The sequence below is a fragment of the Kribbella sp. NPDC003557 genome (genome assembly GCF_040610805.1).
Lineage (GTDB): Bacteria > Actinomycetota > Actinomycetes > Propionibacteriales > Kribbellaceae > Kribbella.
The window spans coordinates 245,490-268,430 of sequence record NZ_JBEXMY010000002.1 but is presented as its reverse complement, the minus strand read 5'-3'; the positions used below and the strand labels follow the sequence as shown (position 1 = coordinate 268,430).

The 22,941-nt window shown below is 71.8% G+C and carries 23 protein-coding genes; 13 read left to right on the top strand and 10 right to left on the bottom strand.

All coding sequences use genetic code 11. From position 1 onward, the window contains the following. Nucleotides 1–11 precede the first annotated feature (11 nt). Nucleotides 12–1,073 (bottom strand): serine hydrolase domain-containing protein, encoded by a 1,062-nt coding sequence (locus ABZW60_RS07185; protein ID WP_355474852.1) that lies wholly within the window; start codon nt 1,071–1,073, stop codon nt 12–14. 63 nt (nt 1,074–1,136) lie between these two features. Here ABZW60_RS07185 and ABZW60_RS07180 point away from each other — a divergent pair, with 63 nt between their 5' ends. The 4 genes from ABZW60_RS07180 (at nt 1,137) to ABZW60_RS07165 (ending at nt 4,484) form a co-directional block, all read left to right on the top strand. Beyond that, nucleotides 1,137–2,069: a LysR family transcriptional regulator gene (locus ABZW60_RS07180; protein ID WP_355474851.1), complete on the top strand. Its 933-nt coding sequence runs from the start codon at nt 1,137–1,139 to the stop codon at nt 2,067–2,069. 95 nt (nt 2,070–2,164) lie between these two features. Further along, nucleotides 2,165–2,896, top strand: a complete 732-nt coding sequence (locus ABZW60_RS07175) for an SDR family oxidoreductase (RefSeq protein WP_355474850.1) — start codon at nt 2,165–2,167, stop codon at nt 2,894–2,896. Then, the gene (locus ABZW60_RS07170) at nt 2,893–3,771 is read left to right on the top strand and encodes an SDR family oxidoreductase (protein WP_355474849.1); all 879 of its coding nucleotides are present in this window, start codon (nt 2,893–2,895) and stop codon (nt 3,769–3,771) included. Before ABZW60_RS07175 ends, ABZW60_RS07170 begins: the two co-directional genes overlap by 4 nt. Beyond that, complete coding sequence (locus ABZW60_RS07165) at nt 3,768–4,484, top strand: amidohydrolase family protein (protein ID WP_355474848.1); 717 nt, start codon at nt 3,768–3,770, stop codon at nt 4,482–4,484. The genes ABZW60_RS07170 and ABZW60_RS07165 overlap by 4 nt, the downstream gene beginning before the upstream one ends. On the opposite strand, the gene ABZW60_RS07160 is transcribed toward ABZW60_RS07165, so the two are convergent. Next, nucleotides 4,463–5,374, bottom strand: a complete 912-nt coding sequence (locus ABZW60_RS07160) for a TIGR03564 family F420-dependent LLM class oxidoreductase (RefSeq protein ID WP_355474847.1) — start codon at nt 5,372–5,374, stop codon at nt 4,463–4,465. The two genes, ABZW60_RS07165 and ABZW60_RS07160, sit on opposite strands and share 22 nt — an antisense overlap. Nucleotides 5,375–5,462: 88 nt before the next feature. On the opposite strand from ABZW60_RS07160, the gene ABZW60_RS07155 reads away from it, so the two are divergent. The 8 genes from ABZW60_RS07155 (at nt 5,463) to ABZW60_RS07120 (ending at nt 16,456) form a co-directional block, all read left to right on the top strand. Beyond that, nucleotides 5,463–6,314 (top strand): LysR family transcriptional regulator, encoded by an 852-nt coding sequence (locus ABZW60_RS07155; RefSeq protein WP_355474846.1) that lies wholly within the window; start codon nt 5,463–5,465, stop codon nt 6,312–6,314. Nucleotides 6,315–6,598: 284 nt separating this feature from the next. Continuing rightward, nucleotides 6,599–8,938, top strand: a complete 2,340-nt coding sequence (locus ABZW60_RS07150; protein ID WP_355474845.1) for an MFS transporter — start codon at nt 6,599–6,601, stop codon at nt 8,936–8,938. 70 nt (nt 8,939–9,008) lie between these two features. Then, nucleotides 9,009–10,298 carry an SWIM zinc finger family protein gene (locus ABZW60_RS07145; protein WP_355474844.1) on the top strand — a complete coding sequence of 430 codons (1,290 nt, stop codon included), beginning with the start codon at nt 9,009–9,011 and terminating at the stop codon, nt 10,296–10,298. Between the two features lie 25 nt (nt 10,299–10,323). After that, entirely contained in the window at nt 10,324–11,769 is a 1,446-nt protein-coding gene (locus tag ABZW60_RS07140; RefSeq protein ID WP_355474843.1) for a DUF5691 domain-containing protein, read from the top strand. Next, a complete protein-coding gene (locus ABZW60_RS07135; RefSeq protein ID WP_355474842.1) occupies nt 11,766–12,845 on the top strand; it encodes an AAA family ATPase in 1,080 nt (359 codons plus the stop codon). The genes ABZW60_RS07140 and ABZW60_RS07135 overlap by 4 nt, the downstream gene beginning before the upstream one ends. Then, nucleotides 12,842–15,010 (top strand): DUF5682 family protein, encoded by a 2,169-nt coding sequence (locus tag ABZW60_RS07130; protein WP_355474841.1) that lies wholly within the window; start codon nt 12,842–12,844, stop codon nt 15,008–15,010. Before ABZW60_RS07135 ends, ABZW60_RS07130 begins: the two co-directional genes overlap by 4 nt. Then, nucleotides 15,007–16,155 carry a VWA domain-containing protein gene (locus ABZW60_RS07125; RefSeq protein WP_355474840.1) on the top strand — a complete coding sequence of 383 codons (1,149 nt, stop codon included), beginning with the start codon at nt 15,007–15,009 and terminating at the stop codon, nt 16,153–16,155. Before ABZW60_RS07130 ends, ABZW60_RS07125 begins: the two co-directional genes overlap by 4 nt. A gap of 13 nt (nt 16,156–16,168) precedes the next feature. Beyond that, a complete protein-coding gene (locus ABZW60_RS07120; protein WP_355474839.1) occupies nt 16,169–16,456 on the top strand; it encodes an antibiotic biosynthesis monooxygenase in 288 nt (95 codons plus the stop codon). A 19-nt stretch (nt 16,457–16,475) separates the two neighbouring features. Here ABZW60_RS07120 and ABZW60_RS07115 read toward each other — a convergent pair whose 3' ends face one another. After that, nucleotides 16,476–16,820, bottom strand: a complete 345-nt coding sequence (locus tag ABZW60_RS07115; protein ID WP_355474838.1) for a YciI family protein — start codon at nt 16,818–16,820, stop codon at nt 16,476–16,478. Continuing rightward, nucleotides 16,817–17,767, bottom strand: coding sequence for an aldo/keto reductase (locus ABZW60_RS07110; RefSeq protein WP_355474837.1), 951 nt, complete (start codon nt 17,765–17,767; stop codon nt 16,817–16,819). Before ABZW60_RS07110 ends, ABZW60_RS07115 begins: the two co-directional genes overlap by 4 nt. An 80-nt stretch (nt 17,768–17,847) precedes the next feature. Between ABZW60_RS07110 and ABZW60_RS07105 the strand changes: the two genes are divergently transcribed. After that, a complete protein-coding gene (locus ABZW60_RS07105) occupies nt 17,848–18,417 on the top strand; it encodes a TIGR03086 family metal-binding protein (RefSeq protein ID WP_355474836.1) in 570 nt (189 codons plus the stop codon). Between the two features lie 13 nt (nt 18,418–18,430). Here the strand turns inward: ABZW60_RS07105 and ABZW60_RS07100 are convergent, their stop codons facing one another. The 6 genes from ABZW60_RS07100 to ABZW60_RS07075 form a co-directional block, all read right to left on the bottom strand. Next, on the bottom strand, nt 18,431–19,588 hold the full coding sequence (locus ABZW60_RS07100; RefSeq protein ID WP_355475845.1) for a hypothetical protein: 1,158 nt from the start codon (nt 19,586–19,588) through the stop codon (nt 18,431–18,433). Next, complete coding sequence (locus ABZW60_RS07095; RefSeq protein ID WP_355474835.1) at nt 19,572–20,618, bottom strand: glycosyltransferase; 1,047 nt, start codon at nt 20,616–20,618, stop codon at nt 19,572–19,574. Before ABZW60_RS07095 ends, ABZW60_RS07100 begins: the two co-directional genes overlap by 17 nt. Nucleotides 20,619–20,682: 64 nt before the next feature. Beyond that, a complete protein-coding gene (locus tag ABZW60_RS07090) occupies nt 20,683–21,345 on the bottom strand; it encodes a Pr6Pr family membrane protein (RefSeq protein WP_355474834.1) in 663 nt (220 codons plus the stop codon). 58 nt (nt 21,346–21,403) lie between these two features. Then, the gene (locus tag ABZW60_RS07085; RefSeq protein ID WP_355474833.1) at nt 21,404–21,625 is read right to left on the bottom strand and encodes a hypothetical protein; all 222 of its coding nucleotides are present in this window, start codon (nt 21,623–21,625) and stop codon (nt 21,404–21,406) included. Further along, a complete protein-coding gene (locus ABZW60_RS07080) occupies nt 21,601–22,275 on the bottom strand; it encodes a DUF2306 domain-containing protein (protein WP_355474832.1) in 675 nt (224 codons plus the stop codon). Before ABZW60_RS07080 ends, ABZW60_RS07085 begins: the two co-directional genes overlap by 25 nt. Then, nucleotides 22,227–22,883, bottom strand: coding sequence for a hypothetical protein (locus ABZW60_RS07075; protein ID WP_355474831.1), 657 nt, complete (start codon nt 22,881–22,883; stop codon nt 22,227–22,229). Before ABZW60_RS07075 ends, ABZW60_RS07080 begins: the two co-directional genes overlap by 49 nt. Nucleotides 22,884–22,941: the final 58 nt, after the last annotated feature.

Below are 22,941 nucleotides of genomic sequence, written 5' to 3'. Positions count from 1 at the left end.
CGTAAGGGTTTTCAGCAAAGAGTTTTCGCAACCAGGTTACCGATCTCTACCGCGGACGCCGACCCGCTCGGGTCGAACAGCGTCCGGGTCAACGCGAACGTGACGCCTGAGCGGGTGTCCGCCCAGGCGACGCTGCCACCCATGCCCGGCCAGCCGATGGTCGCCGGGCTCTCGTCCGCGCTCGACCCCAACCGGCCGACCGCGTAGCCGAGCGCCAGGGTCGCCGGATTGCCGAGCAGTTCGTCCTGCGCGACCAGCGCCGGTCCGGTGATCACGGGCACCGATTCCGGCCGGACCAGTCGCTCTCCGTCGACCTCGCCGATCAGGGCGGCGTACAGCTTGGCGATCCCGCGGGCGGTCAGGATCCCGCTGGACGCGTCCTCGATCGCGAGCTGCCCGGGCTGGTTCAGCACGGCGGCCCGCGGCTGCATCGCGCGCGGGACGATCTTCTCGAACATCCCGGCCAGCGTCGCGAACGTCTCCTCCGCGCCTTCGGGTTCCACCAGCTGCGCGAGCCGGTGCCGCTGGTTGCCGGGCAGGGCGAAGAACACGTTTTCCTCGATGCCGAGCGGGGTCAGGAGGTCCCGCAGGACCGCGGAGATCGTCCGGCCGGTCGCCCGCCGGACGATCTCGCCGACCAGGACGCCGAACGTCTCGGCGTGATAGGTCATCTTCGTCCCCGGCTCCCACCAGGGCGCGGCGGCCGCGAGTCGGTCCGCCTGGTCAGACAGCGTTTTCCGGGTCGTTCCGCGCGGTAGCGCGGGCAGGCCGACCGAGTGCGTCAGCACATGCCGCAGCGTCGCCTTGTCCTTCCCGTGCGCGCCGAACTCCGGCCAGATCCCGACGATCGGCCGGTCGTAGTCGAGGACGCCGCGGTCCACCAGCACGTTGGCGACGGTTGCGGACGCGCCCTTTCCGGTGGATGCCGCGAAGTACAGGGTCTCCGGCGTCACGCCGTCGCCGGCGACCGCGTCGACGACCAGCTCGCCCTGCCGGTACGCCGCGACCTGCAGGCCGAGCTCGGTCCCGGCCAGCTCGTCGATCCGCCGTTGCACCTGGTCCTGGAGATCCATCCGTCCATCCTCTCTCTCGTGGGTACGTCGGAGCCCGGGCGGATCTTTTGACACACTGCGCTCGTGGAACTGCGGCAGCTGGAGTACTTCGTGGCGGTGGCGCACGAGCGGAGCTTCACGCTGGCCGCCCGCCGGCTGCACGTGGTGCAGAGCGCGGTCAGCGCCGCGATCTCCGCGCTGGAGAAGGATCTGAAGGTCACGCTGTTCGAGCGCAACGCGCAGCGCGTGGTGCTGACCGAGGCCGGTACGGCGTTGCTCCCCGAGGCGCTCGCCGTGCTCGACGCGGTCCAGGGCGCCCGGGACGTCGTCGACGAGCTGGGTGCCGGGATGCGCGGGCGTGTGCGGGTCGGACTGCTGCCGGGGCTCGGACTGATCGACCTGCCGGCGGCCGCGGGTGAGTTCCGCCGAAGGCATCCGAACGTCGAGCTGCAGTTGCGGGTCGAGCCGGAGGGATCCGCCGGCGTGATCGTCGGGCTCCGGAACGGCGATATCGACGTCGGCTTCCTGGGCGTCGCGGACGGCAGTGTGCCGCGCGAGCTGACCGCGTGGGAGCTGCTCCGGGTTCCGCAGGTGCTCGCGGTCCCGGTCGGGCATCGGCTGGCCCGGCGGCGCTCGGTGCGGGTGGCCGACCTGGCCGACGAGGCGTTCGTGGACTTCCCGCCCGGTTTCGGGACCCGGACGCTGATCGACCAGAAGTTCGAGGCCGCCGGGATCGAGCGCCGCGTGGTCGTCGAGGCGATCGGGATCGAGAACGGCGTGCAGTTCCTGTCGCACGGGGTCGGCCTCGGCATCCTTCCGGGGTACGCCGTGGCCGGGGTCGAAGCGCTGCGGGCCGTGCCGATCGCGGACGAGACGTTCCAGTGGTCGCTCTACATGGCGACGTTGAAGCGGCGGAAACCGACCGCCGCGCTGCGCGCCCTGCTCGGCCTGGTGGGCAGCCACCTGAACCAGCCGCCCGGCACCGAACTCGGTCGCGACCTGGATCAACAGAATTGATCTTCGCATCGTTTTGATTCGTTGGATTTGATCCATCCGGCGGCGCACGATCTAGATGTCAGCAGCACACGACATCGAGATCAGGAGCAGGAACGATGACTGAACGAGTGGCGATCGTGACCGGCGCGTCGAGCGGGATCGGCCGCGAGGCCGCGATCCGGCTCGGTCGCGACGGCTTCGCCGTGGTGATCGGGTACGGCGGCAGCCGGGCCGGTGCCGAGCAGACCGTCAAGGAGGTCGAGCAGGCCGGCGGGCGGGCGATCGCGGTCCAGGCCGACGTGGCCGAGGAGACCGCGGTGAGCGCACTCTTCGACCGGGCCGAGGCGGAGTTCGGCGGCGTCGACGTGGTCGTCAACGCGGCCGGGATCATGCCGCTGGCGCCGCTGGCCGAGCTCGACCTGGACGTCTTCGACCAGGTCGTCCGCACCAACCTGCGCGGCACTTTCGTGGTCGACCAGCAGGCCGCCCGGCGGGTCCGGGACGGCGGCGCGATCGTCAACATCAGCAGCTCGCTGACGTTGCTCGCGCGCCCGGCGTACTCGGCGTACGCCGCGAGCAAGGGCGGCGTCGAGGCGATCACGCTGATCCTGGCCCGCGAGCTGCGCGGCCGGAACGTCACCGTCAACGCGGTCGCCCCCGGCCCGACCGCGACGCCGCTGTTCCTGAACGGCAAGCCGCAGGAACTGATCGACCGGATCACCGCCGAGTCGCCGCTCGAGCGGCTCGGGCAACCCGAGGACATCGCCGAGATCATCGCCTTCCTGGCCGGCCCGGCGCGCTGGATCAACGGCCAGGTCATCTACGCCAACGGAGGATCGGCAGCATGAGCAAGACGGTTCTGATCAGCGGCGCGTCCAGCGGTTTCGGGGCGCTGACCGCCCGGGCCCTCGCCGACGCGGGCCACACGGTGTACGCCGGGATGCGGGACCTCGCCGGCCGCAACGCGTCCGCCGCGGCGGACGCCAAGCAGTACAGCGGCAATCTGCGGCCCGTCGAGCTGGACGTCAGCTCGGACGAGTCGGCCCAACAGGCCGTCCGGACCGTCGTCAGCGAGCAGGGGCGGCTCGACGTACTGATCCACAACGCCGGCCATATGGTCACCGGGCCGGCCGAGGCCTTCACGCCGGAGCAACTGCTCGACCTCTACGACACCAACGTCGTCGGCAGCCAGCGGCTGAACCGCGCCGCACTGCCGGTGCTGCGCGAGCGACGCGACGGCCTGGTCGTGTGGGTCGGCAGCTCAAGCACCCGGGGCGGCACGCCGCCGTACCTCGCGCCGTACTTCGCGGCGAAGGCCGGGATGGACGCGATGGCGCAGAGCTACGCGCTGGAGCTGGCCCGGTTCGGGATCGAGACGACGATCGTCGTACCGGGTGCGTTCACCCACGGCACCAACCACTTCCTGCACAGCGGTACGCCGGCCGACGCCGACGTGGTCGCGGCGTACGAGACGAAGTACGCCGGACTGATGGACCAGGTCGGTCAGCGCCTCGCCGAGCTCGAGCCGGAGTGGTCGGACGTCGCCGAGGTCGCGAAGCTGATCGCCCGGGTCGTCGACACCGAGAGGGGCAGGCGTCCCTTCCGGGTCAGCTACGACCCGTCCGACGACGGGGCGATCGTGGTGAACGCGGTGGCCGACCGGATCCGCGCGGAGTTCCTGCGCCGGGTCGGCCTCGACGACCTGCTGCATCCGGTCGCGTGATCGATCGGCACGCCCACTTCCTGCCGCCGGAGTACGTCGCGGCGGCGGAGCGGGCCGGCCACCTCCGGCCGGACGGGATGTCCCGCTGGCCGGAGTGGTCGGTCCGGCAGCACCTGGCGACGATGGACGCGTCCGGCACCGAGAAGGCGGTCCTGTCGGTCCCGTCGCCCGGGGTCCACTTCGGCGACGACTTCCGCGCGCAGGTCCTGGCCCGCCGGATGAACGAGGCCGCGGCCGAGCTGGCGCGCGACCATCCAGGACGGTTCGGGTTCTACGCCAGCCTGCCGCTGCCGGACGTCGAGGGCGCGGTGGCCGAGGCCGACTACGCGTACGACGTCCTGCAGGCCGACGGGGTCGTCCTGCTCAGCAACGCCGGCGGGCAGTACCCGGGCGATCCGTCCTGGGAGCCCTTGTGGCGAACGCTGAACGAGAGGTCGGCGACGGTGCTGCTGCACCCGACCTCGCCCCCGCAATGGCGCCAGATCGCCCTCGACCGCCCTCGCCCGATGATCGAGTTCCCGTTCGACACCGCGCGAGCCGTCGCCGACCTGGCCCTCACCGGAGTTCTTGCGCGCCACTCCGACGTACGGTTCACCGTCGTCGACGGCGAACTGGTGGCACCGCTGGTCCACCGCATCGAGCACTTCTCCGGCGTGACCGTGCCGCCGCTGTGCGCGGCGAACGGCAGCGGCTACTGCTGCACCGCCGCGTAGTCGAGGGCGAAGCGGGTCGTCCGCTCCACCTCGGCATCCGTCCCGACCGGGCAGACGAGGAACTCCGTCGTCCCCGCGTCCTCGAAGCGCTTCAGCTCCTTGGCCACGGTCTCCTCGTCGCCGAGAACCGCGGTGTCCTCGGGGCCCGCCTTGCCGCCACGGTCCAGGACAGCGCGGTACGCCGGCATGTCACCGGCGGCACCGAACCGCTCGCGGATCCATTGCCGCGTCGCGCCCGGGTCGTCCGTGACCGCGACGCAGACACCCGCGACCACCTGCGGTGCCGGGCGCCCCACCGCGGCGGCCGCACGGTCGATCGTGGGGCGGACGAAGCTCTCGATCACCTCGGGGCCTGCCCAGCTGGTCGTCGTACCGGCGGTCAGCTCGCCGGCGGTCTTCAGCATCCGCGGGCCGAGCGCGGCCAGGATCAGCTCGGGGGCCTCGGCGCCGGCGATGTCCAGCTGCCCGCGGGCGGTCAGCCGTTCGCCCTCGTAGTCGGTGGGTTCACCGGCGAGCAGCGGCCCGAGCGCCTCGACGTACTCGCGGACGTACGCCGCCGGGCGGTCCATCGACAGCCCGAGCATGCCTTCCACCATGTGTGGGTGGCTCGAGCCGACGCCGAGCGTCAGGCGGTTGCCGATCAGCGCCTGCACGCTGAGCGCCTGGGCCGCCAGCGCGAGCGGATGCCGCGGGTATACCGGTACGACGCCGACGGCGTACCCGATCCTCGAGGTGTACGGCGCGACGCCCGCGATCAGCGTCAGCGCGTCCCACCCGAGTCGCTGGCTGAACCAGACCCGGTCGATCCCGGCGTCCTCGGCGGCCTTCGCGGCGGCGCCGATCTCGTCGATGGCCTTGCCTTCTTCGTCGATCCACAGTCCGATCCTCATGTCCACCAGTCAACGAGAGCGGCGGCCGCCGACCCAGACGCAGTTACGCTGTGCAGCGATAAGGGATCGTGATCGCCGGAGGTGGCCGATGGAGCTGCGGCAGCTGCGGTACTTCGTCACCGTCGCCGAGGAGCTGCACTTCGGACGCGCCGCCGAGCGCCTGAACATCGTCCAGCCGGCCGTCAGTCAGCAGGTCGCGCGGCTCGAACGCGAACTGGGCCTGCAACTCCTCGACCGCTCGTCCCGCCACGTCCGGCTCACCGGCGACGGCGAGCGGATGTTGCGCGAGGCGCGGTCCGTGCTGTCCGCCGCCGACCGAGCGTCCGAGGTCGCCGCCGAACTCGCGTCCGGCCGCTCCGGCGTACTGCGCGTCGGCACAGCGCCCGGCCTGCGTGACCGCCTCGAGCGGGGTCTCTCAGCCCTCCGCGCGCACACGCCGGACCTCGAGATCCAGCTCAGCTCCGGGTCGACGGCCGAGCACCTGACCGCGCTGCGTTCGGGGGAGCTGGATGTGGCCTTCGTCCGCGGGGAGACAGCTGCGGCGGATCTGCAGGAGATCGAGCTCTGGCGCGATCCACTCTCGGTGCTGGTGCCCACGGCGTACCGCGCGGACGGCGGCGTCAAGCTGATCGACCTGGCCGGCTTGCCGCTGCGGTTGCCCGACGACCCGTGGCTGCGGGACCACCTCGTGACGGCCTGCCGGGAGGCCGGGTTCGAGCCGCTGATCGGGCGGCCCATCGAGGACTTCGAGGCGGCGGTCGTGGAGATGTCCACCGGCTCGCCTGCGTGGACCGTCGTGTACGGGACGGCTTGTGAAGCGGCTGACGGCGCTTTGTGGATGGGGCTGCTGGATCCGCCCAGAACGGCCCCGGGGAACCTGCTGACCGCGGCGGGCCGGTCGCCCGAGTGCCTCGATGTGCTGGTGGCTGCCTTCGGGTGACCTCCGGCGGGCCCTGACAGCACCGCCGGAGGTCGGGTGTTGATTACTCAACAAGCACCGGATCGTACGTCGGAAATCGCGTTCCGAGGAGGGTCCGTCTCATAATTAATCACAGAACATCTGGTGGCTCCCGGTGAACGGTCGCTGACGGTGCGGGATTAAAGTTGGTAGTCGCAACCAAATACCGGGCTGGGTGAGGACCCCAAGTCAGCCGTTTCCGCCTCGGGGACAGCGCACGTCGCTGCCCCCGGTCGTAGCGTTCCCGCCGTACGAAACGGAAGCTGATGTCTGCCACCCAGACCCCGCCGGCCACCCCTGCCGCCACACCGACCCGGTACCGCTCGCGGTACGCCGCCGACGACACCGATGACACTGCCGACGACGCCGCCGGAGCGCCGCCGGTCGCGGCCGGTGACCCGGAACTCTCGCACCGCGAGATCCTCGAGATCCTCGCCGGGCTGCTCGCCGCGCTGTTCACCGCGGTGCTCAGCTCGACGATCGTCAGCAACGCGCTGCCGACGATCATCGCCGACCTCGAAGGCACCCAGACGCAGTACACCTGGGTGGTCACCGCCAGCCTGCTCGCGATGACAGTGTCCACGCCGGTGTGGGGCAAGCTGTCCGACCTGATGAGCAAGAAGCTGCTCGTGCAGCTCGCGATCATCCTGTTCGTGATCGGCTCGATGCTGGCCGGCGCCGCGCACAACGTGCCGTTCCTGATCGGGTCGCGGGTGCTGCAGGGGATCGCGATGGGCGGTCTGATGGCACTCGCGCAGGCGATCGTCGGGGCGGCGATCCCGCCGCGCAGCCGCGGCCGGTACTCCGGGTACATGGGCGCGGTGATGGCGCTCGCGACCGTCAGCGGCCCGCTCGTCGGCGGGGTCATCGTCGACACCTCGTGGCTCGGCTGGCGCTGGTGCTTCTACGTGTGCGTGCCGCTCGCCGTCGTGTCACTGATCGTCCTGCAGCGGTTCCTGCGCCTGCCGGTGCTGAAGCGCAGGATCAAGCTGGACTACCTCGGCGCGGTGCTGATCGCGGGCGCGGCCAGCCTGCCGCTGATCTGGGTCTCGTTCGCGGGTGAGCACTTCGCGTGGTGGTCGTGGCAGACCGGCGCGTACCTGGGCGGTACGGCGGTGCTCGCGATCCTGGCCGTTGTGGTCGAGACCCGTGCCGCCGAGCCGCTGGTGCCGATGCGCGTGGTCCGGGAGCGGACGACCGCGCTGGCGATCGTCGCGAGCGTGGCGGTCGGGATGGGGATGTTCGGCAGCGCGGTGTTCCTCGGGCAGTACTTCCAGGTGGCCCGCGGCTACAGCGCGACCGAGGCAGGGCTGCTGACGATCCCGATGATGTTCGGGTCGTTCCTCGGGTCGGTCGGGTCGGGGCAGCTGATCACCCGCTTCGGGAAGTGGAAGCGGTACCTGGTGATCGGCGCGCTGTTCCTGACCGCGGGTCTCGGGCTGCTCGGCACGATCGACCACACGTCGCCGTACTGGTACGTCGGGCTCGGGATGCTTGCCATGGGCATCGGGATGGGCATGACCATGCAGAACCTGGTGCTCGCGGTGCAGAACACGGTGGACGTCAGCGAGGTCGGGGCGGCGAGCGCGTCGGTGACGTTCTTCCGCAGCCTCGGTGGTGCCGTCGGGGTGTCCGTGCTCGGCGCGATCCTCGCCACCCGGGTGACCGACCTGATCACCGAGCACCTGCGCGACCTCGGCCCGGCCGCGGCCTCCGGTGGCTCGGGCAGCCTGCTGGACGTGAACGCGTTGCCGGGCCCGGTCCAGGAGATCGTGCGGCACGCGTACGGCGATGCCACCGGGCGGATCTTCGTGATCGCCGCCGGCGCCGCTGCGGTCAGCCTGCTCGCGGTGCTGTTCATCCGCGAGGTCCCGCTGCGGCAGACGGTCGCGATGCGGACCGACGACGAGGGCGCCGAGGCCGGCGCCACGGCGTACCGGGAAACCTCCGACGATCCGGCCGAGCGTGCCGCCGTCGTCGCGCTGGACGTGATCACGTCGGCGGAGCGGACGGCGCGTGAACGCGAGCGGGAGGCCAGTGAGCGCGTGCAGGCTGCCGCGCACACGATCCGGCAGATGCGCACCGACGTCGCGGACCTGTTCACCCGGGTGGACCAGCAGATCGCGGCGCTCGAGGACAGCCTCCCCGACGCCGACATCCCGCAGCCCGCGGCGGCGATTCTCGACTCCCAGCGCCCGGCCGGTGAACTCGTCGACGAACTCCGCCGGTACGAGCTCAGCGTTCTCAGCGCCAGCCAGCGCACCGCCGACCACCTCCGCGAAACCGCGCGTACCGAGGCCGATCAGCTGCGGACGACCGCGCGTACGGAGGCTGACCAGCTGCGGACGACCGCGCGGACCGAGGCGGACCAGTTGCTGGCCGAGGCGCGCTCGGAGGAAGCGGAGATCCGCGCCCGGATCGCCGAGCTCGAAGCCGTCGAGCACCGCCTGCTCGGCACCATCCGCGACAACCTCTCCAGCACCCCGCACCCGCCGGCCGCGCCACCCGGTCGCGAGGCCGCACACCAGACCTTCCCGCCCACCCACGCGCCCGCCGCGGGCAACGGCTACCCCGAGGACGCCCACCACCGCCAACCCTTCGGCTGACCGGCCACGGTCGGGTGCTGTCGGAGCGGGGTGGCATGCTTCGGGGTACGGCGTCGGGTGAGGAGCGGGTGTGGGGTTGTGGGACGTGGAGCAGGTGGTGGGGCTCGCGCCTGATGCCGCGTCGGTGAAGGCCGGGCAGGGGTTGGCTCGGGGCGAGAAGTGGTCGGGTGCGGGGGCTACGGATCGTGCGGTCTGGGGGTTGTGCCAGGGGAGTGGGAAGCAGCCCTACCAGACGGGCGTGGACCTGGGCGGCCCGGCGTACAAGTGTTCTTGCCCGTCGCGGAAGTTCCCCTGCAAGCACGCGCTCGGGCTGCTGTTGCTGTGGGCGAAAGGCGAGGTGCCGGCCGCGGACGAGCCGGAGTGGGTGAAGACCTGGGTCGACCAGCGCGCGGAGCGGCCGGAGCGGAAGCCGGGAGAGGTCGCCGACCCGGTCGCGGCGCAGGAGCGGGCGGCTCGGCGGGCCGACCGCGTGTCGGCGGGGCTGGCGGAGCTGGCCGGCTGGCTGGACGATCAGGTCCGGCAGGGCCTCGGCGGCTTCGACCAGCGGGCGTATGCCGAGCTGAGCCGCCTCGCGGCCCGCATGGTCGACGCACAGGCGCCGGGAGTGGCAGGAGCGGTACGCCGGGCAGCGGGCGCCATCGGCCGCGGTCACGGCTGGCCCGGTGAGCTGCTCGAGGAGCTGTCCCTCATCCACCTCGTCGTCGCCGCGCACGGTCGCCTCGCGGAGCTCCCGCCGTCGCTCGCCGACACCGTGCAGAGCCGCATCGGCTGGACGACCGAGACCGCGCGCGTGCTCGCCGACGGCGAGAAGGTCGAGGACGACTGGCTGATACTCGGTCGCGTGATCGAGCCGGACGAGCGGCTCACGGTCCGGCGTGTGTGGTTGCGTGGGGCAACGACAGGACGGATCGGGCTGATCCTGACCTTCGCTGCCGCCGGGCGTCCGCTGGACCCGCTGCCGGCCCGCCCCGGCGAGTACGTCCCGGGCGCGCTCTCGTTCTATCCAGGAGCTTTGCCGATGCGCGCACTCCTGACCCAGACCGATCCGCGCCGGCCGGCGTCGCGTCCCGCCGGTCTCACGGTCCGCCAGGGGTTGGCGTCGTACGTCGAGTCGCTCGCCGCCGACCCGTGGAACGAACGCTGGCCGCTGGTACTGCGGGATGTCCGCCCAGCGCCGTACGGCGACGGGTGGGCGCTCGTCGACGCCGACGGTGACGGGCTGGAGCTGCTGCCGGGCTGGGACCCGATGAAACTGCTGGCCGTGTCCGCGGGCGACCCGGTCACGGTGGCCGGCGAATGGAACCGTGCCGGTCTGCGGCCGATGACCTGCTGGCGTGACGACCGGCCGGTGGTCCTGTGACGAGCGACGAGCAGGTGGTGAGGGCATGAAGGGCTGGGACGGCCTGGTCAGTTCGGCGTTGCTGGGCACCGACCGCCGGCCGGTGCACTTCGAGGAGCTGCCGGACCACATCCGGGAGCGGCTCGGCGACGGCAACCTGCTCGACGCGGCCGCGCTCGCGACCGTGTACAAGCGCGCCGGCCGCACACCGCTGCGCGGTCTCGAGCCTTTGCCGGCCGCGCCTGGCGAGGACCGGCCGTTGCCGCGACCGGGGGCGGTGCGGCGACTCGCTGCGATGCTCGGCGGATTCCAGACGTCCGCGCTGGGCGAGTGGCTGCGGGCCGCGGACGCCAACGGATGGGGTGTCCCGCCCGAACACCTGCCCGCGCTGGCCGACTACGCGCGCAACCGCGCCGAGTACCGTCCGCTCGTCATCGCCGCGGCCGGGCGTCGCGCGCGGTGGCTCGCCGATCTCAACCCCGAATGGCGGTTCCTGCACGCAGCGGTTGCTGAGAGCAACGACCTGGAGTTGTGGACGCACGGGAACGCGATCCAGCGGCGCACCTGGCTGCGCGCCGCCCGCAGCCAGGATCCGGCCGCCGCCCGTGCGGCGCTGGTCGAGGTCTGGCCGGCCGAGTCCGCCGGTACCCGCGCCGACTTTCTCGGCTTGTTCGCCGACAACCTCGCGCTGCCGGACGAGGAGTTCCTGGAATCCGCGCTCGACGACCGCTCCCGCGAGGTACGCCGGGTGGCCGCGCGACTGCTCGCCCGGCTGCCGGGATCGCAGTACGGCGTCCGGATGGCCGAGCGACTGCACTCACACCTGACCCCGACCCAGGGCGTGCTCGCGGTCGACCTGCCGCGCAGGCTGACGCAGTCGATGGAACGCGACGGTCTCGACTCGCAGAACCCGGAAGGTGTCGGCAAGCGGGCCTGGTGGTTCCAGCAGATCGTTGCCAACACACCCTTGGTGGCGATGGACATCGCCTGGCTGCAGACACCGGTCGAGGCATGTGCGCCCGGGGTGTTGCAGGCAGGCTGGGCGGAGGCGGCGATCCGCGAAGGCGTCGTCGGCGCCGGTTCGGAGCCGGACGACAAGGCCGGGCGAGCCGCTGAGTGGGCGCGGGAACTGCTGCTGGCGAACGCCGACCTCGGCAGCCGCGGTCCGGCCGAGCTGCTTCGTCTGCTGCCACCGCACGAGTGGGCGAACGCGATCGACGTGCTGCGGAAGTCCGTCGACGTCGCCGAGTTGGTGGGCGGCCTGCCGGTCCCGTGGCCGGCCCCGCTCGGACGGATGATCCTCGACCAGCTCGCCAAGGTCGGCACCAACCGCGCCTGGGCCCGGCTCGCCAGCATCACCGCCCGCGCGGTGCCGCCCGACGTACTCGACCATCCGATCACCCGCGAACCGACCGGCGAGGAAGACACCTGGCTTCGCCGCCTGGTCGAGACCCTGACCTTCCGCCGCGAGATGTACGAGGAGCTCACATGAACGAAGTACTGCGCCCGCACGCGGAGGTCGAGTACGCCGCCGAGCTGCAAGCGTTGCGAGCGACGGACGATCGCCTGCGACCGCCCGCGTGGCAGCTGTCACCGGCCGCCGTCGTCACGTACCTGCTCGGCGGGAAGGCCGGTGACACCGAGATCTCACCCAAGTACGTCGGCCCGCGCCGGCTGGTCGAGGTCGCGGTCGCCACCCTCGCGACGGATCGTGCGCTGCTGCTGCTCGGCGTACCGGGAACGGCGAAGACGTGGGTCAGCGAGCACCTGGCGGCCGCGATCAGCGGTGACTCGACGCTGCTCGTGCAGGGCACCGCGGGCGCCGCGGAGGAAGCGATCCGCTACGGCTGGAACTATGCGCAGCTGATCGCCCAGGGTCCCAGCGAGGCGGCGCTCGTGCCGAGTCCGGTGCAGCGCGCGATGGCCGAGGCGAAGATCGCCCGGATCGAGGAGCTGACCAGGATGCCGTCCGACGTCCAGGACGCGCTGATCACGATCCTGTCCGAGAAGGCGCTGCCGATCGCCGAGCTCGCCACCGAGGTGCAGGCCCGGAAGGGTTTCAACGTCATTGCCACCGCCAACGATCGCGACAAGGGCGTCAACGAACTGTCCAGCGCGCTCCGCCGGCGGTTCAACACCGTCGTCCTGCCGCTGCCCGATTCCGCCGACGACGAGGTGGAGATCGTCTCCCGCCGGGTCGCGCAGCTCGGCTCCGCGCTCGAGCTGCCGCAGCCGGACGACGCGCTGGAGGAGATCCGCCGGGTGGTGACGATCTTCCGCGAGCTGCGCTCCGGCCGCACCGAGGACGGCCGGACCGCGGTGAAGTCCCCGTCCGGCACGCTCTCCACCGCCGAGGCGATCAGCGTCGTCACCGGCGGCCTGGCCCTCGCGGCGCATTTCGGCGACGGCGTGCTGCGTCCGACCGACGTGGCCGGCGGCATCCTCGGCGCGGTCGTCAAGGACCCGTCCGCGGACCGCGTCGTGTGGTCGGAGTACCTCGAGACCGTCGTCCGCGAACGCGACGACTGGGCGCCCTTCTACCGGGCCTGCCGAGAGATTTCCGGATGACCGTTCACCTGCTCGGGATCCGGCATCACGGTCCGGGGTCGGCGCGGGCGGTGGCGGCCGCGCTGGCCGGGCTGCGGCCCGACATCGTGCTGATCGAGGGACCGCCGGAGGCCGACAAGATCGTCGAGCTGGCGGCGTCGGAGGAGATGGAGCCGCCGGTCGCGCTGCTGGCCTACGCGGTGGACGACTCGACGCGGGCCGCGTTCTGGCCGTTCGCGGTGTTCAGCCCGGAGTGGCAGGCGATCAGGTACGGGCTGGCGGCCGGGGTCCCGGTGCGGTTCTGCGACCTGCCCGCGGCCCAGCAGTTCGGCTCCTCGGGCGGGCGGTCGGTGTCGATGGACCCGTTGGCGACGCTGGCCGAGGCGGGTGGGTACGACGACCCGGAACGCTGGTGGGACGACGTGATCGAGTCGCGACGCGGCGGCGCCGAACCGTTCACGGTGATCGCCGACGCGATGCGCGAACTCCGCCACGGTGAGCAAGCGGCCGGCCGGGAAGCGCAGCGTGAGGCGTACATGCGGACCGTGCTGCGCAAGGCGATCCGGGACGGTTTCGAGCGGATCGCGGTGGTCTGCGGCGCCTGGCACGTCCCGGCGCTCGAGCTTCCGTTGCCGCCGGCAACACATGACCAGCGGATCCTGAAAGGTCTGCCGAAGCGGAAGATCGCCTGCACCTGGGTGCCGTGGACGCACGGCCGGCTGGCGGCGGCGAGCGGGTACGGCGCCGGCATCACCTCGCCCGGCTGGTACCACCACCTGTTCACCGCGCCCGACCAGATCACCACCCGCTGGCTCGCCAAGGTGGCCGAAGTCCTGCGCAACGAGGACCTGCCCGTGTCCAGCGCGCACGTGATCGAGGCGGTCCGGCTCGCCGACACGTTGGCGGCGATGCGGGAGCGTCCGCTCGCCGGGCTGAGCGAGGTCACCGAGGCGACGCGCGCGGTGCTCTGCGGCGGGAACGACGTACTGCTGGACCTGGTGACGCGCGAAGCCGTAGTCGGGGAGCTACTCGGATCGGTCCCGGGAGAGACGCCGCAGGCACCGGTGGCGGCGGACCTGGCGGCGCAGGCGCGCCGGTTGCGGATGAAGCGGGATCCGAACGAGCGCGTGATCGAGCTCGACCTGCGCAAGCCGAACGACCTGGACAAGTCCAGGCTCCTGCACCGGCTGCGGATCCTCGGCGTGCACTGGGGCGTGCCGGCCACCGACGAGCGGCGGGCGCAGGGCACGTTCCGGGAGATGTGGCGACTGGCGTGGGATCCCGGCCTGGAGGTCGAGCTGGTCGCGGCCGGCGCGCACGGGACGACGGTGCTCGGCGCCGCGACGTCCGTGATGCTGAAGGACGCGGACTCGCCGACGCTGGCCGATGTCACCGCCGCGCTGGAGAAGTCGCTGCTCGCCGACCTCGCGGAGGCCCTGCCGCCGCTGCTGCGGGGCATCGACACCCGGGCGGCGGCCGATGCCGATGTCGGGCATCTGATGGCGGCGCTGCCCGCGCTCGCCCGAGCCTCGCGGTACGGCGATGTCCGCGGCACCGACACCGCCGGGCTGGCCGCGGTCGCGGGCCGCATGGTGTCGCGGGTGTGCGCCGGTCTCGCCCGGACCGTGCACGGGCTGGACCCGGAGGCGGCGGCCGCCGTACAGGAGCTGATCGACGGCGTGCAGGACGCGACGATGCTGCTGGCCGAGGACGTCCGCGCGGAGTGGCTGAACACCTTGCAGGGCTTGAGTGATCGGGCCTCGGTGCCGCCGCTGATCCGGGGCCGGCTGACGCGGTTGATGCTGGACACGTCGCGGTTACCGGATCACGAGGTCGCGCTGCGCCTGGGCCGCTCGCTGTCACCCGGCACGCCGACGGCGGACGCGGCCGGGTACGTCGAGGGTTTCCTGGCCGGCGGCGGGTTGCTGCTGGTCCACGACGAGCGGCTGCTCGCGATGGTGGACGGGTGGCTGGCGGGGATCCCGGACGACGCGTTCGTCGAGGTGCTGCCGCTGCTGCGACGGACGTTCGGCACGTTCGCGGCGCCGGAGCGTCGGTCGATCGGCGCGCGGGCCCGCGTCCTCAGTGACCCGGCGGCGGCATTCGTTGCCGATGACGACGACCTCGACGCCGAGCTGGCCGCGACCGCGCTGCCGGTGGTGGCCCGACTGCTGGGGGTCTCATGACTGACGAACGGCTCCGCCGGTGGCGACTCGTGCTCGGCGGCGAGGCGGAGGAAGAGACCGGTACGACGCTGGCGGGCGCGGACCGGTCGGTCGACGCGGCACTGGCCGCGCTGTACGACGCCGGCGAGGGCGAGTCGGGGCCGCAACGGTCGGCCGGGCTGGGGTCGTCCGCGCCTCGGGTCGCTCGATGGCTGGGCGACATCCGGCAGTACTTCCCGAGCACCGTCGTCCAGGTCATGCAGCGGGACGCGGTCGAGCGGCTCGGCATCACGCGGATGCTGATGGAGCCGGAGCTGCTGGGCGCGGTCGAGCCCGACGTCCACCTGGTGTCCACGTTGCTCGCGCTCAACGAGGTGATGCCGGAGGAGACCAAGCAGACCGCGCGGGACGTGGTCGGCCGGGTGGTCGCCGAGCTCGAGGCGCGACTCGCCGAGCGGACGCGGGCCGCGGTGACCGGCGCGCTCGACCGGGCCGGCCGGACAGCGCGGCCGCGGCACGCGGACATCGACTGGGACCGGACGATCCGGGCGAACCTCAAGCACTTCTCGCCGGCGCTCGGCACGATCGTGCCGGACCGCCTGGTCGGGTACGCGCGGCGCAACCACAGCGTGCAGCGGGACATCGTGCTGGCGATCGACCAGTCGGGGTCGATGGCGGAGTCCGTCGTGTACGCGTCGTTGTTCGGCGCGGTGCTCGGGTCGATCCGGACGCTGCGGACCTCGCTGGTCGTGTTCGACACCGCGGTGGTGGACCTGACCGACCAGCTGGACGACCCGGTCGACGTCCTGTTCGGGACCCAGCTGGGCGGCGGGACGGACATCAACCGCGCGCTCGCGTACTGCGAGGAGCTGGTCACGAAACCGGCCGAGACCGTGCTCGTGCTGATCTCGGACCTCTACGAGGGCGGGATCCGGGAAGAGATGCTGCGGCGGGTGCGTTCCTTGGTGGAGTCCGGCGTACAGGTGGTTGCCCTGCTCGCGCTCGCGGACTCGGGCACACCGTCGTACGACGCCGAGAACGCGGCCGCGCTGGCGGAGCTCGGCGTCCCGGCGTTCGCCTGCACCCCGGACAAGTTTCCCGACCTGATGGCCGCGGCCATCCGCCACGAAGACATCGCCGGCTGGGCGGCGACCAACATCACCTGAGAGGACCTGTCCGATGTCGACCGTCGAACTGACCCGTTTCCGCGTCCTGCCCGAGCGCACCGAGGAGCTGCTCGCCGCACGGGCCGACATGCTGGAGGACTTCGAGGCCGACCGCGCCGGGTTCCTGGGTGCGCGCCTCGTGCAGCTCCCCGACAACCAGTGGCTGGACATCGTCGACTGGGCCACGCCGGAGGACTTCGCCGCGTCCCGCGAGAAGGGCGCGAACCTGCCCGGTATCGCGCGGTTCTTCGCGGCGATCGACTCGCTGGTCGCCGCCGAGGAGGGCGTCAGCGCCGCGTAATTCGCCAACACCTGAAGCTCTAACCGGCGATCTCCAGGATGTCGATCGGGGTGTACGGGTCGGCCTCGGCGAAGCGGAGGGCCCACTGGACGGCTTCCTCCTTGCTGTCGACGCGGATGATCGACACGCCCGCGACGAGCTCCTTGGTCTCGGCGAACGGCCCGTCGATCACCCGCGGCTGGCCCGGCATCGGGAACGTGACCCGCGCGCCGCGCGAGCTCGGCATCAGGCCCTCGCCGAGCACCAGCACCCCGGCCTGACGCATCTCCTCGAGGACCGCGTCGGCCCGCTCGAGAATCTCCGGATCCGGCGGGTTGCCGGCCTCCAGGCTGTCGTTGGTCTTGTGCAGCAGCATGTACCTCATAGCGCTGACCTTAGTGCTCCCCAGAACGCTTCAGGCAGTTCGTATTCGAGCCACGCCGCCACCTCGGCGATCTCCCGCGGGCTCCGCGCCCCCACCACCACGGCCGGTACGGCGGGATGCGCCAGCGGGAACTGCGCCGCGGCGGCCAGCAGCGGTACGTCGTACGCGGCGCAGAGCTCACGCAGTACGCCGATGCGCCGCAGCACGTCCCGCGGGACGCGTTCGTACCCGTCGGGGATACCGTTCGCGGTGTCGGCGAGCACGCCGCCGTGGAACACTCCCGCGGCGAGCACGGAGATGCCGAACTTCTCGCACAGCGGCAGCAGCTCGTCGGCGCCGGACTGGTCGAGCAACGTGTACCGCCCGGCGAGCAGCACGACGTCCGGGCCGCCGTCGGTGTCGCGCAGGAAGCGGGCCGCGACGTCGGCATGGTTCACGCCGAGCGAGATCGCCCGGATCGTGCCGCGGCCGCGCAGCTCGGCGAGCGCCCGGAAGGTCTCGGTCGACGCGGCGGCGAAGTCCAGCTCCGGGTCGTGGACGTGCAGGACGTCGATCCGGTCGATCCCCATCCGCTCCAGGCTCGCCTCGAACGACCGGATCGTCGCGCCGTAGGAGTAGTCCAGCCGCGGGCCCATCCCGGCCGGCGGCTCCGCCCAGATCGGCTGCAGATCCGGGCCGCCCGGCTCGATCAGCCGCCCCACCTTGCTGCACAGCACGAACTCGCCCCGCGGCCGCCCGCGCAGCGCGAGCCCGGCGCGCTGCTCGGACAGCCCGTACCCGTACACCGGGGCGGTGTCGAACAGCCGCACGCCCAGCTCCCAGGCCCGGTCGATCGTCGCCACCGCCTGCGCCTGCGGCACCGGCGCGAACATCCCCCCGATCGAGGCCAGCCCCAACCCCAACTCGCTGACCCGCAACCCCGTCCGCCCCAGCTCCACCGTCCGCATACCCCAGACGCTAGAACCCGCCACCGACATCCACTCCGAGGGGCTTCCCCTGGTGTGTGGGGGCGCGGGACCATGCGGAGATGGGTGAGATCGCGGAGCGGTACCGGCGGCGGGCGGAGGCCTTCGAGCGGAAGGTCGCGGCGGTGCAGCCGGACCAGTGGGGGAACCAGTCACCGTGCGCGAAATGGACCGCGCGGGACGTGGTCGAGCACGTCGTCACGATGCACGCGATCATGCTGACGCCGGTCGCCCGGAAGCTCGAGCCGGCCGACGACCCGCTGACCGCGTTCCAGGAGGCACGGGCCGCGATCGAGGACGTCCTCGACGACCCCGTCGCCGCGCTGACCGAGACCGACACGCCCGGCGGGCGGCTGACGACCGAACAGCACATCGACCAGGTGGTGTCCGACGACCTCGTCCTGCACGGCTGGGACCTGGCGCGTGCCACCGAGCAGGACGAGACGATGGACCCGGTCGACATCGAGCGGCTCTGGGCGACTGCGGTCGCGATCCCGCCGGAGCTGATGGCGCAGTACCGGACGCCGGGCGCGTTCGGCGAGGGCATCGAGGTGTACGGCGCCGAGGTCCCGGTGCCGCCGGACGCCCCGCTGCAGGACCGCCTGCTCGGGCTCCTCGGCCGCGAGCCGTGACCGGTCAGCCTGGTCAGCTGGTCAGGAGCCGCGCGAGGTCGCTCGGGGCGTAGTACGCCGCGGGGTCGGGACAGATCGGGGCCTTGACCAGCTCCGCCGGGTCCCGCATGAGCAGCGCATGTCCCTGGGCGATCGCCGGGTCCAGGTACTCGTGCCCCGGGAGGTCCGCGACCGCCGTACGGCAGCCGAGCGCCATGCCCTCGAACAGGGCGGTGGTGGACACCCCGACCTGGTACGTCGTGGAGGTCAGCAAATCGAGGGTGCTGCCTCCGGTGGAGAGGCGCACGCCGGGAGGGATCGCGTAGTCCTCGGCCCGCTCGCTCGGGTGCGGGCGGTAGAGGACCTCCAGGTCCGGGTGTTCCTTGGCGACGGCGTCGGCGACCTTCACCAGCTCGGCGCCGATCGTGCCCTGCGAGAGGAACACCGCGCGGCACGGGTCCTTCGGGCCGGGCGGCGGCAGGAACGGCGCGCCCATCACCTCGGTCCGCATCCCGGCGGGCAGGTCCGCGACGTCGGTCCAGTACGACCCGAAGCACCACAGCTCGTCCGGCTGGTCCGCGACGACCGGCCGGCCCGGGTAGCTGTACCCGAGGTGGAACGGGCTGATCGCGCCGTGCTGCAGCTCGACGACGCGGATCCCGAGATCGCGGGCGGCGCCAACGATGTGCTGGTGGAAGTACGCGACGACGAGATAGACGGTCCGGATCCGGTGCTTCCTGAGCAGCGCGCGGTACAGCGCCCGCAGCCGGGCGTGCTTCGGGACCTCGCGGGCCAGCAGGCCGCCGACCGGGACCCGGACACCGGTGAGTTTCTCGAGTGCGTCCGCGATGCCGCGGTCGTCGGCGGTCCGGTGGTGGATCGCGCCGGCGGCGGAGGTGAAGAAGTCCAGGTTCTTGCTGCCCGGCAGCGGGGTGCCGTTGATCCCGGAGTCCAGGATCAACGCGCGGTCGCCGAGCGCGGCCCGGAGTTCAGCGGTGTAGATCTCGACACCGTTCGGTTTCCGCGGGTGCGGTACGACGAGCGCGTCGTACCGGCCGGGGAACGGCGTCCGGGTGACGATCCCGGCGACGTGCCTCCCGACCAGCGCGGCCTTGCCGGACGCCGTCCGCCGGACCGGGTGGGACGCGCCGTGGATCCCGGCGCGGCGGGTCAGCTCATGGAAGACGCGCATCCGGATGATCGGCCAGGGATGCGTCCCCCGGATCCGCCACCCGAGCAGATCCAGCTCGTTCTCCACCGTCCAGATCGCCGCGCACAGCTCCGCCACCGTCGGCCGAACCGTGCCGTTCCCGGTACTCGTCATGGTTGATCCCTACTATCCCGGCGAGACTACCGACGCCCGAGAAGAACCGGCGGACTGCCTTCAGCAGGTGCGTCTTCCGGCCGAGCAGCAGCCCGGCGAGGGCGAACCCGATCGCCGAGATCACCCGGGCCGAAGCATAGGCCAGCACCAGGACGTAGCTGATCGCGCCCGGGCGGATCAGCAGGCGGCTGATCGTGTCCCCGCTGCCGGAGCGGAAGGCACGCCGGACCAGCCAGCGCAGCGTGGTGCGGCCGACCGGGACCTCCTCGCTGATGCAGGCCTCCTCGCACCAGACGATCCGGAACCCGGCGCGGTGGACGCGGAGGAAGAAGTGCAGGTCGCTGGAGCCGGTGTAGCGGAACGCGGGGTGGAAGCCCGGGGTGACCGCGTGGTAGACGCGCCGACTGACCAGTGTGTTGTTCGTGTACGCCTTGCGGAGCTCCTCGCCGGTGGTGTGCCGGCCGGTGGAGTCGTGGACGTCGCTGTAGTGGTTCCAGGGCGGGGCGCCGGGCGGGAGGTTGCCTTTCACCGGGCCGGTGACGACGTCGGCGCCGGTGGACTCCCAGGCCTCCAGCAGCGTCCGCAGCCAGCCGGGCGGGGCGACCTCGTCGTCGTCGACGAAGATCAGCGCGTCGTCGTTCCAGCAGAGCTCGACGGAGCGCTCCCGGGCGAAGGGGATTCCCGGCTCCGGTTCCACCACGGACTCGACCGGGTACGGCGTACCGTCCGCGAACTCGGCCAGCACCTGCGCGGCCGACCCCTCCGCGTCGTTGTCCACCACGACGATCCGGATCGCGTAATCCCCGTCCGCGGGCAGCTCCTGCGCCTGCAAACTCGTCAACAACCCCCGCAACAGAGCAGGTCGCCTGAAGGTAATCACCGCAATGGCGACACTCATGCTCATGGCGCCCGAGACTATCGGTCCCGCCCAACAACCGCGCACCCAACTCGTGTGAGACCGGCTAGTTCCGGGTCGGGAGTTTGCGGTCGAGGGTCTTGAACCCGGCGGCCAGGGCCAGCCCGAGAACGAGGACGAAGCCGGCGTTGCGGAGCGCGGTGGGCAGGCCGAGGTCGGTGACGTCGAGGAACGGGTACGGGTACCAGTCGGTGAAGGCGCCCTGCGTGAAGATGTAGACGAGCCAGGCGATCGGCCAGACGAACGCGTACCCGACCGTCTGCCAGGTCAGGCGGGGGCGCGGGCCGAGGACGAGCCAGGCGAGGAGGGTGGCCCACGGGGAGATGTAGTGCAGGCCGATCGTCGCGACCAGCGCGCCGCCGGTGAGGTGCACCTGCTGGGACAGGACGATGTCGAAGACCAGGCCGGTGATGACGATCCCGAGCAGCGAGTCGAGACGAACCACCCGCCAGACCGAGCCGTCCCGCGCGGGCCGCAGGACCAGACCGATCGCGACCGCGAGCACGATCAGGTTGCTCTGGATGGTGAAGAAGCTGAACAACCGCCACAGCCGCGTCCCCAGCCCGATCTCCGTGCCGCTCTCACCGGAGTTCGCGTCCGCGCCGCCGGTGAAGATCAGCACCAGTTGCAGCGTCAGCGAGGCGAGGATCACGACCGCGATCAGCCCGTGCCACCACCGCGAGACCGCAGCCCGATCAGAAACCCTCATCCAGGTCATTCTGCAAACCGCTGCTCTGCCCGGCACCCCGCCACGCCGTACCGCCCGCTCAGTCGACAGGTACGACAGAAATCAGGGGTAGGCCGAGGTCACGGATGCGGGCGAGGAGGCCGTGCAGTTCGGACTGGTCGGCGATCGGGCCGCGGAGGGTGGTGGTGCCGTCGGGGCCGGGGAGGAGGGTGAGGTCGGCGAACCAGCCGGACCAGCGCGGGTCGAGCCGGCCGGCGACGCGCAGTTCGTACACGGTCAACGCCGCCTCCGGATGAGCCATTCGGCGATCGCGACGTTGACCGCCCAGCCGGCGCTGACGGAGATCGCGGTGCTCAGCTCGCCGGTCCCGAACAGGGCCTGCCCGACGCCTTGGGTGAACACCTGCGTCCCGGCGCCCAGCCCCAGCGCGTACGCCCGCATCATCCAGGCCCGGTGGACGGCGATCTCGCGCCGGCGGATCGCGGCGAAGCCCAGAACGATCGAGGCCCCCATCGCGCTCGCCACCAGCAACCGCACGGACCACAGCAGCGTGCCGCCTGGTGCGCCGGAGTAGAACAGCGTCATCCACAACCCGGAGCCGGCGACGAGCAGCCCGGCCACGACGAGCACCCGTCCGGCCCGCCGGTGCCAGCCGATGTGCGTACGGCGTACGCGGCGCGAGAACTGGAACGCGCCGATCACCGCGTACACCGCCGCGCCGGCGACATGCACGACCACGGGCGCGGGCGAGGCGTCCACGCGCGGGTTGTCCGGCATCACGACCGGCCCGCCGGCGATCTCCACCAGGCGGAGCGTCCCGGAGACCAGCGGCACGACCGTGAGCAGCACCAGCGCGAGCGGGATCCAGACGTCCGATCGCGCCCGCGTCCCGGCGTACCCGCTCATCGCGTCACCGCGACCGGCTGCCGCGCCGCGGTCGTCGTGCGCCACAGCGAGTACCCGAGGGCGATCATCGCGATGCCGTTCGGGAAGGCCAGCAGCCGGTAGAACGCGTCCGGCATCACCGCGAGCGCGGCCGAGACCAGCCCGCCGACAGCCAGCAGGACAGTCGCCCAGCGCGCGAGCACCCGGGCGCGGAACAGCGCGATCCCGAGCAGCAGGCCACCGGCGAGATAGGCGAATCCCTGCACGCGCAGGACGGTCCCCAGCGCGCCGATGTCGCCGGCCGGACGACCGCCGGAGGCCGCCTCGAGGACGTCTCGCACATAGCCCGGGCTCGTGTCCGCGATCGACGGCAGGACATACCCCGACACGAAGGTCGTGCAGAGGATCGACAGGTAGCCGAAGGCGAGCACGACGTACCCGATCAGCCCGAGGAGCCCGTTCCGGCGGATCTGGCTGAGGTACAGACCGGTGATCCCGGCCAGCGCCAGCGCCGCCATCAGGAGCTTCAGCGTGTTCCGGACGGCGAGTTCGGTCGTGACGATCGAGGTGAGGTCCAGGTGCGGGTGCCCGATCTGGACCCCGATGAAGATCAGCCCGGCGGCGGCCGCGGCGGCGCCGGCGGCCCGGGTCAGCGTGGTGGTGGTGATGGTCATGTCCGAACTCCCCCTGCTCGCGGTGTTTCTACGGATGTTCGGACCGTAGGTCGCGAGC

Coding starts and splice junctions, on each gene's coding strand:
- ABZW60_RS07185 (WP_355474852.1), bottom strand. CDS start 1,073: ATGGATCTCCAGGACCAGGTGCAACGGCGGATCGACGAGCTGGCCGGG.
- ABZW60_RS07175 (WP_355474850.1), top strand. CDS start 2,165: ATGACTGAACGAGTGGCGATCGTGACCGGCGCGTCGAGCGGGATCGGC.
- ABZW60_RS07170 (WP_355474849.1), top strand. CDS start 2,893: ATGAGCAAGACGGTTCTGATCAGCGGCGCGTCCAGCGGTTTCGGGGCG.
- ABZW60_RS07160 (WP_355474847.1), bottom strand. CDS start 5,374: ATGAGGATCGGACTGTGGATCGACGAAGAAGGCAAGGCCATCGACGAG.
- ABZW60_RS07155 (WP_355474846.1), top strand. CDS start 5,463: ATGGAGCTGCGGCAGCTGCGGTACTTCGTCACCGTCGCCGAGGAGCTG.
- ABZW60_RS07150 (WP_355474845.1), top strand. CDS start 6,599: ATGTCTGCCACCCAGACCCCGCCGGCCACCCCTGCCGCCACACCGACC.
- ABZW60_RS07140 (WP_355474843.1), top strand. CDS start 10,324: ATGAAGGGCTGGGACGGCCTGGTCAGTTCGGCGTTGCTGGGCACCGAC.
- ABZW60_RS07135 (WP_355474842.1), top strand. CDS start 11,766: ATGAACGAAGTACTGCGCCCGCACGCGGAGGTCGAGTACGCCGCCGAG.
- ABZW60_RS07130 (WP_355474841.1), top strand. CDS start 12,842: ATGACCGTTCACCTGCTCGGGATCCGGCATCACGGTCCGGGGTCGGCG.
- ABZW60_RS07125 (WP_355474840.1), top strand. CDS start 15,007: ATGACTGACGAACGGCTCCGCCGGTGGCGACTCGTGCTCGGCGGCGAG.
- ABZW60_RS07120 (WP_355474839.1), top strand. CDS start 16,169: ATGTCGACCGTCGAACTGACCCGTTTCCGCGTCCTGCCCGAGCGCACC.
- ABZW60_RS07115 (WP_355474838.1), bottom strand. CDS start 16,820: ATGAGGTACATGCTGCTGCACAAGACCAACGACAGCCTGGAGGCCGGC.
- ABZW60_RS07110 (WP_355474837.1), bottom strand. CDS start 17,767: ATGCGGACGGTGGAGCTGGGGCGGACGGGGTTGCGGGTCAGCGAGTTG.
- ABZW60_RS07105 (WP_355474836.1), top strand. CDS start 17,848: ATGGGTGAGATCGCGGAGCGGTACCGGCGGCGGGCGGAGGCCTTCGAG.
- ABZW60_RS07100 (WP_355475845.1), bottom strand. CDS start 19,588: ATGCGCGTCTTCCATGAGCTGACCCGCCGCGCCGGGATCCACGGCGCG.
- ABZW60_RS07095 (WP_355474835.1), bottom strand. CDS start 20,618: ATGAGTGTCGCCATTGCGGTGATTACCTTCAGGCGACCTGCTCTGTTG.
- ABZW60_RS07090 (WP_355474834.1), bottom strand. CDS start 21,345: ATGAGGGTTTCTGATCGGGCTGCGGTCTCGCGGTGGTGGCACGGGCTG.
- ABZW60_RS07085 (WP_355474833.1), bottom strand. CDS start 21,625: ATGGCTCATCCGGAGGCGGCGTTGACCGTGTACGAACTGCGCGTCGCC.
- ABZW60_RS07075 (WP_355474831.1), bottom strand. CDS start 22,883: ATGACCATCACCACCACCACGCTGACCCGGGCCGCCGGCGCCGCCGCG.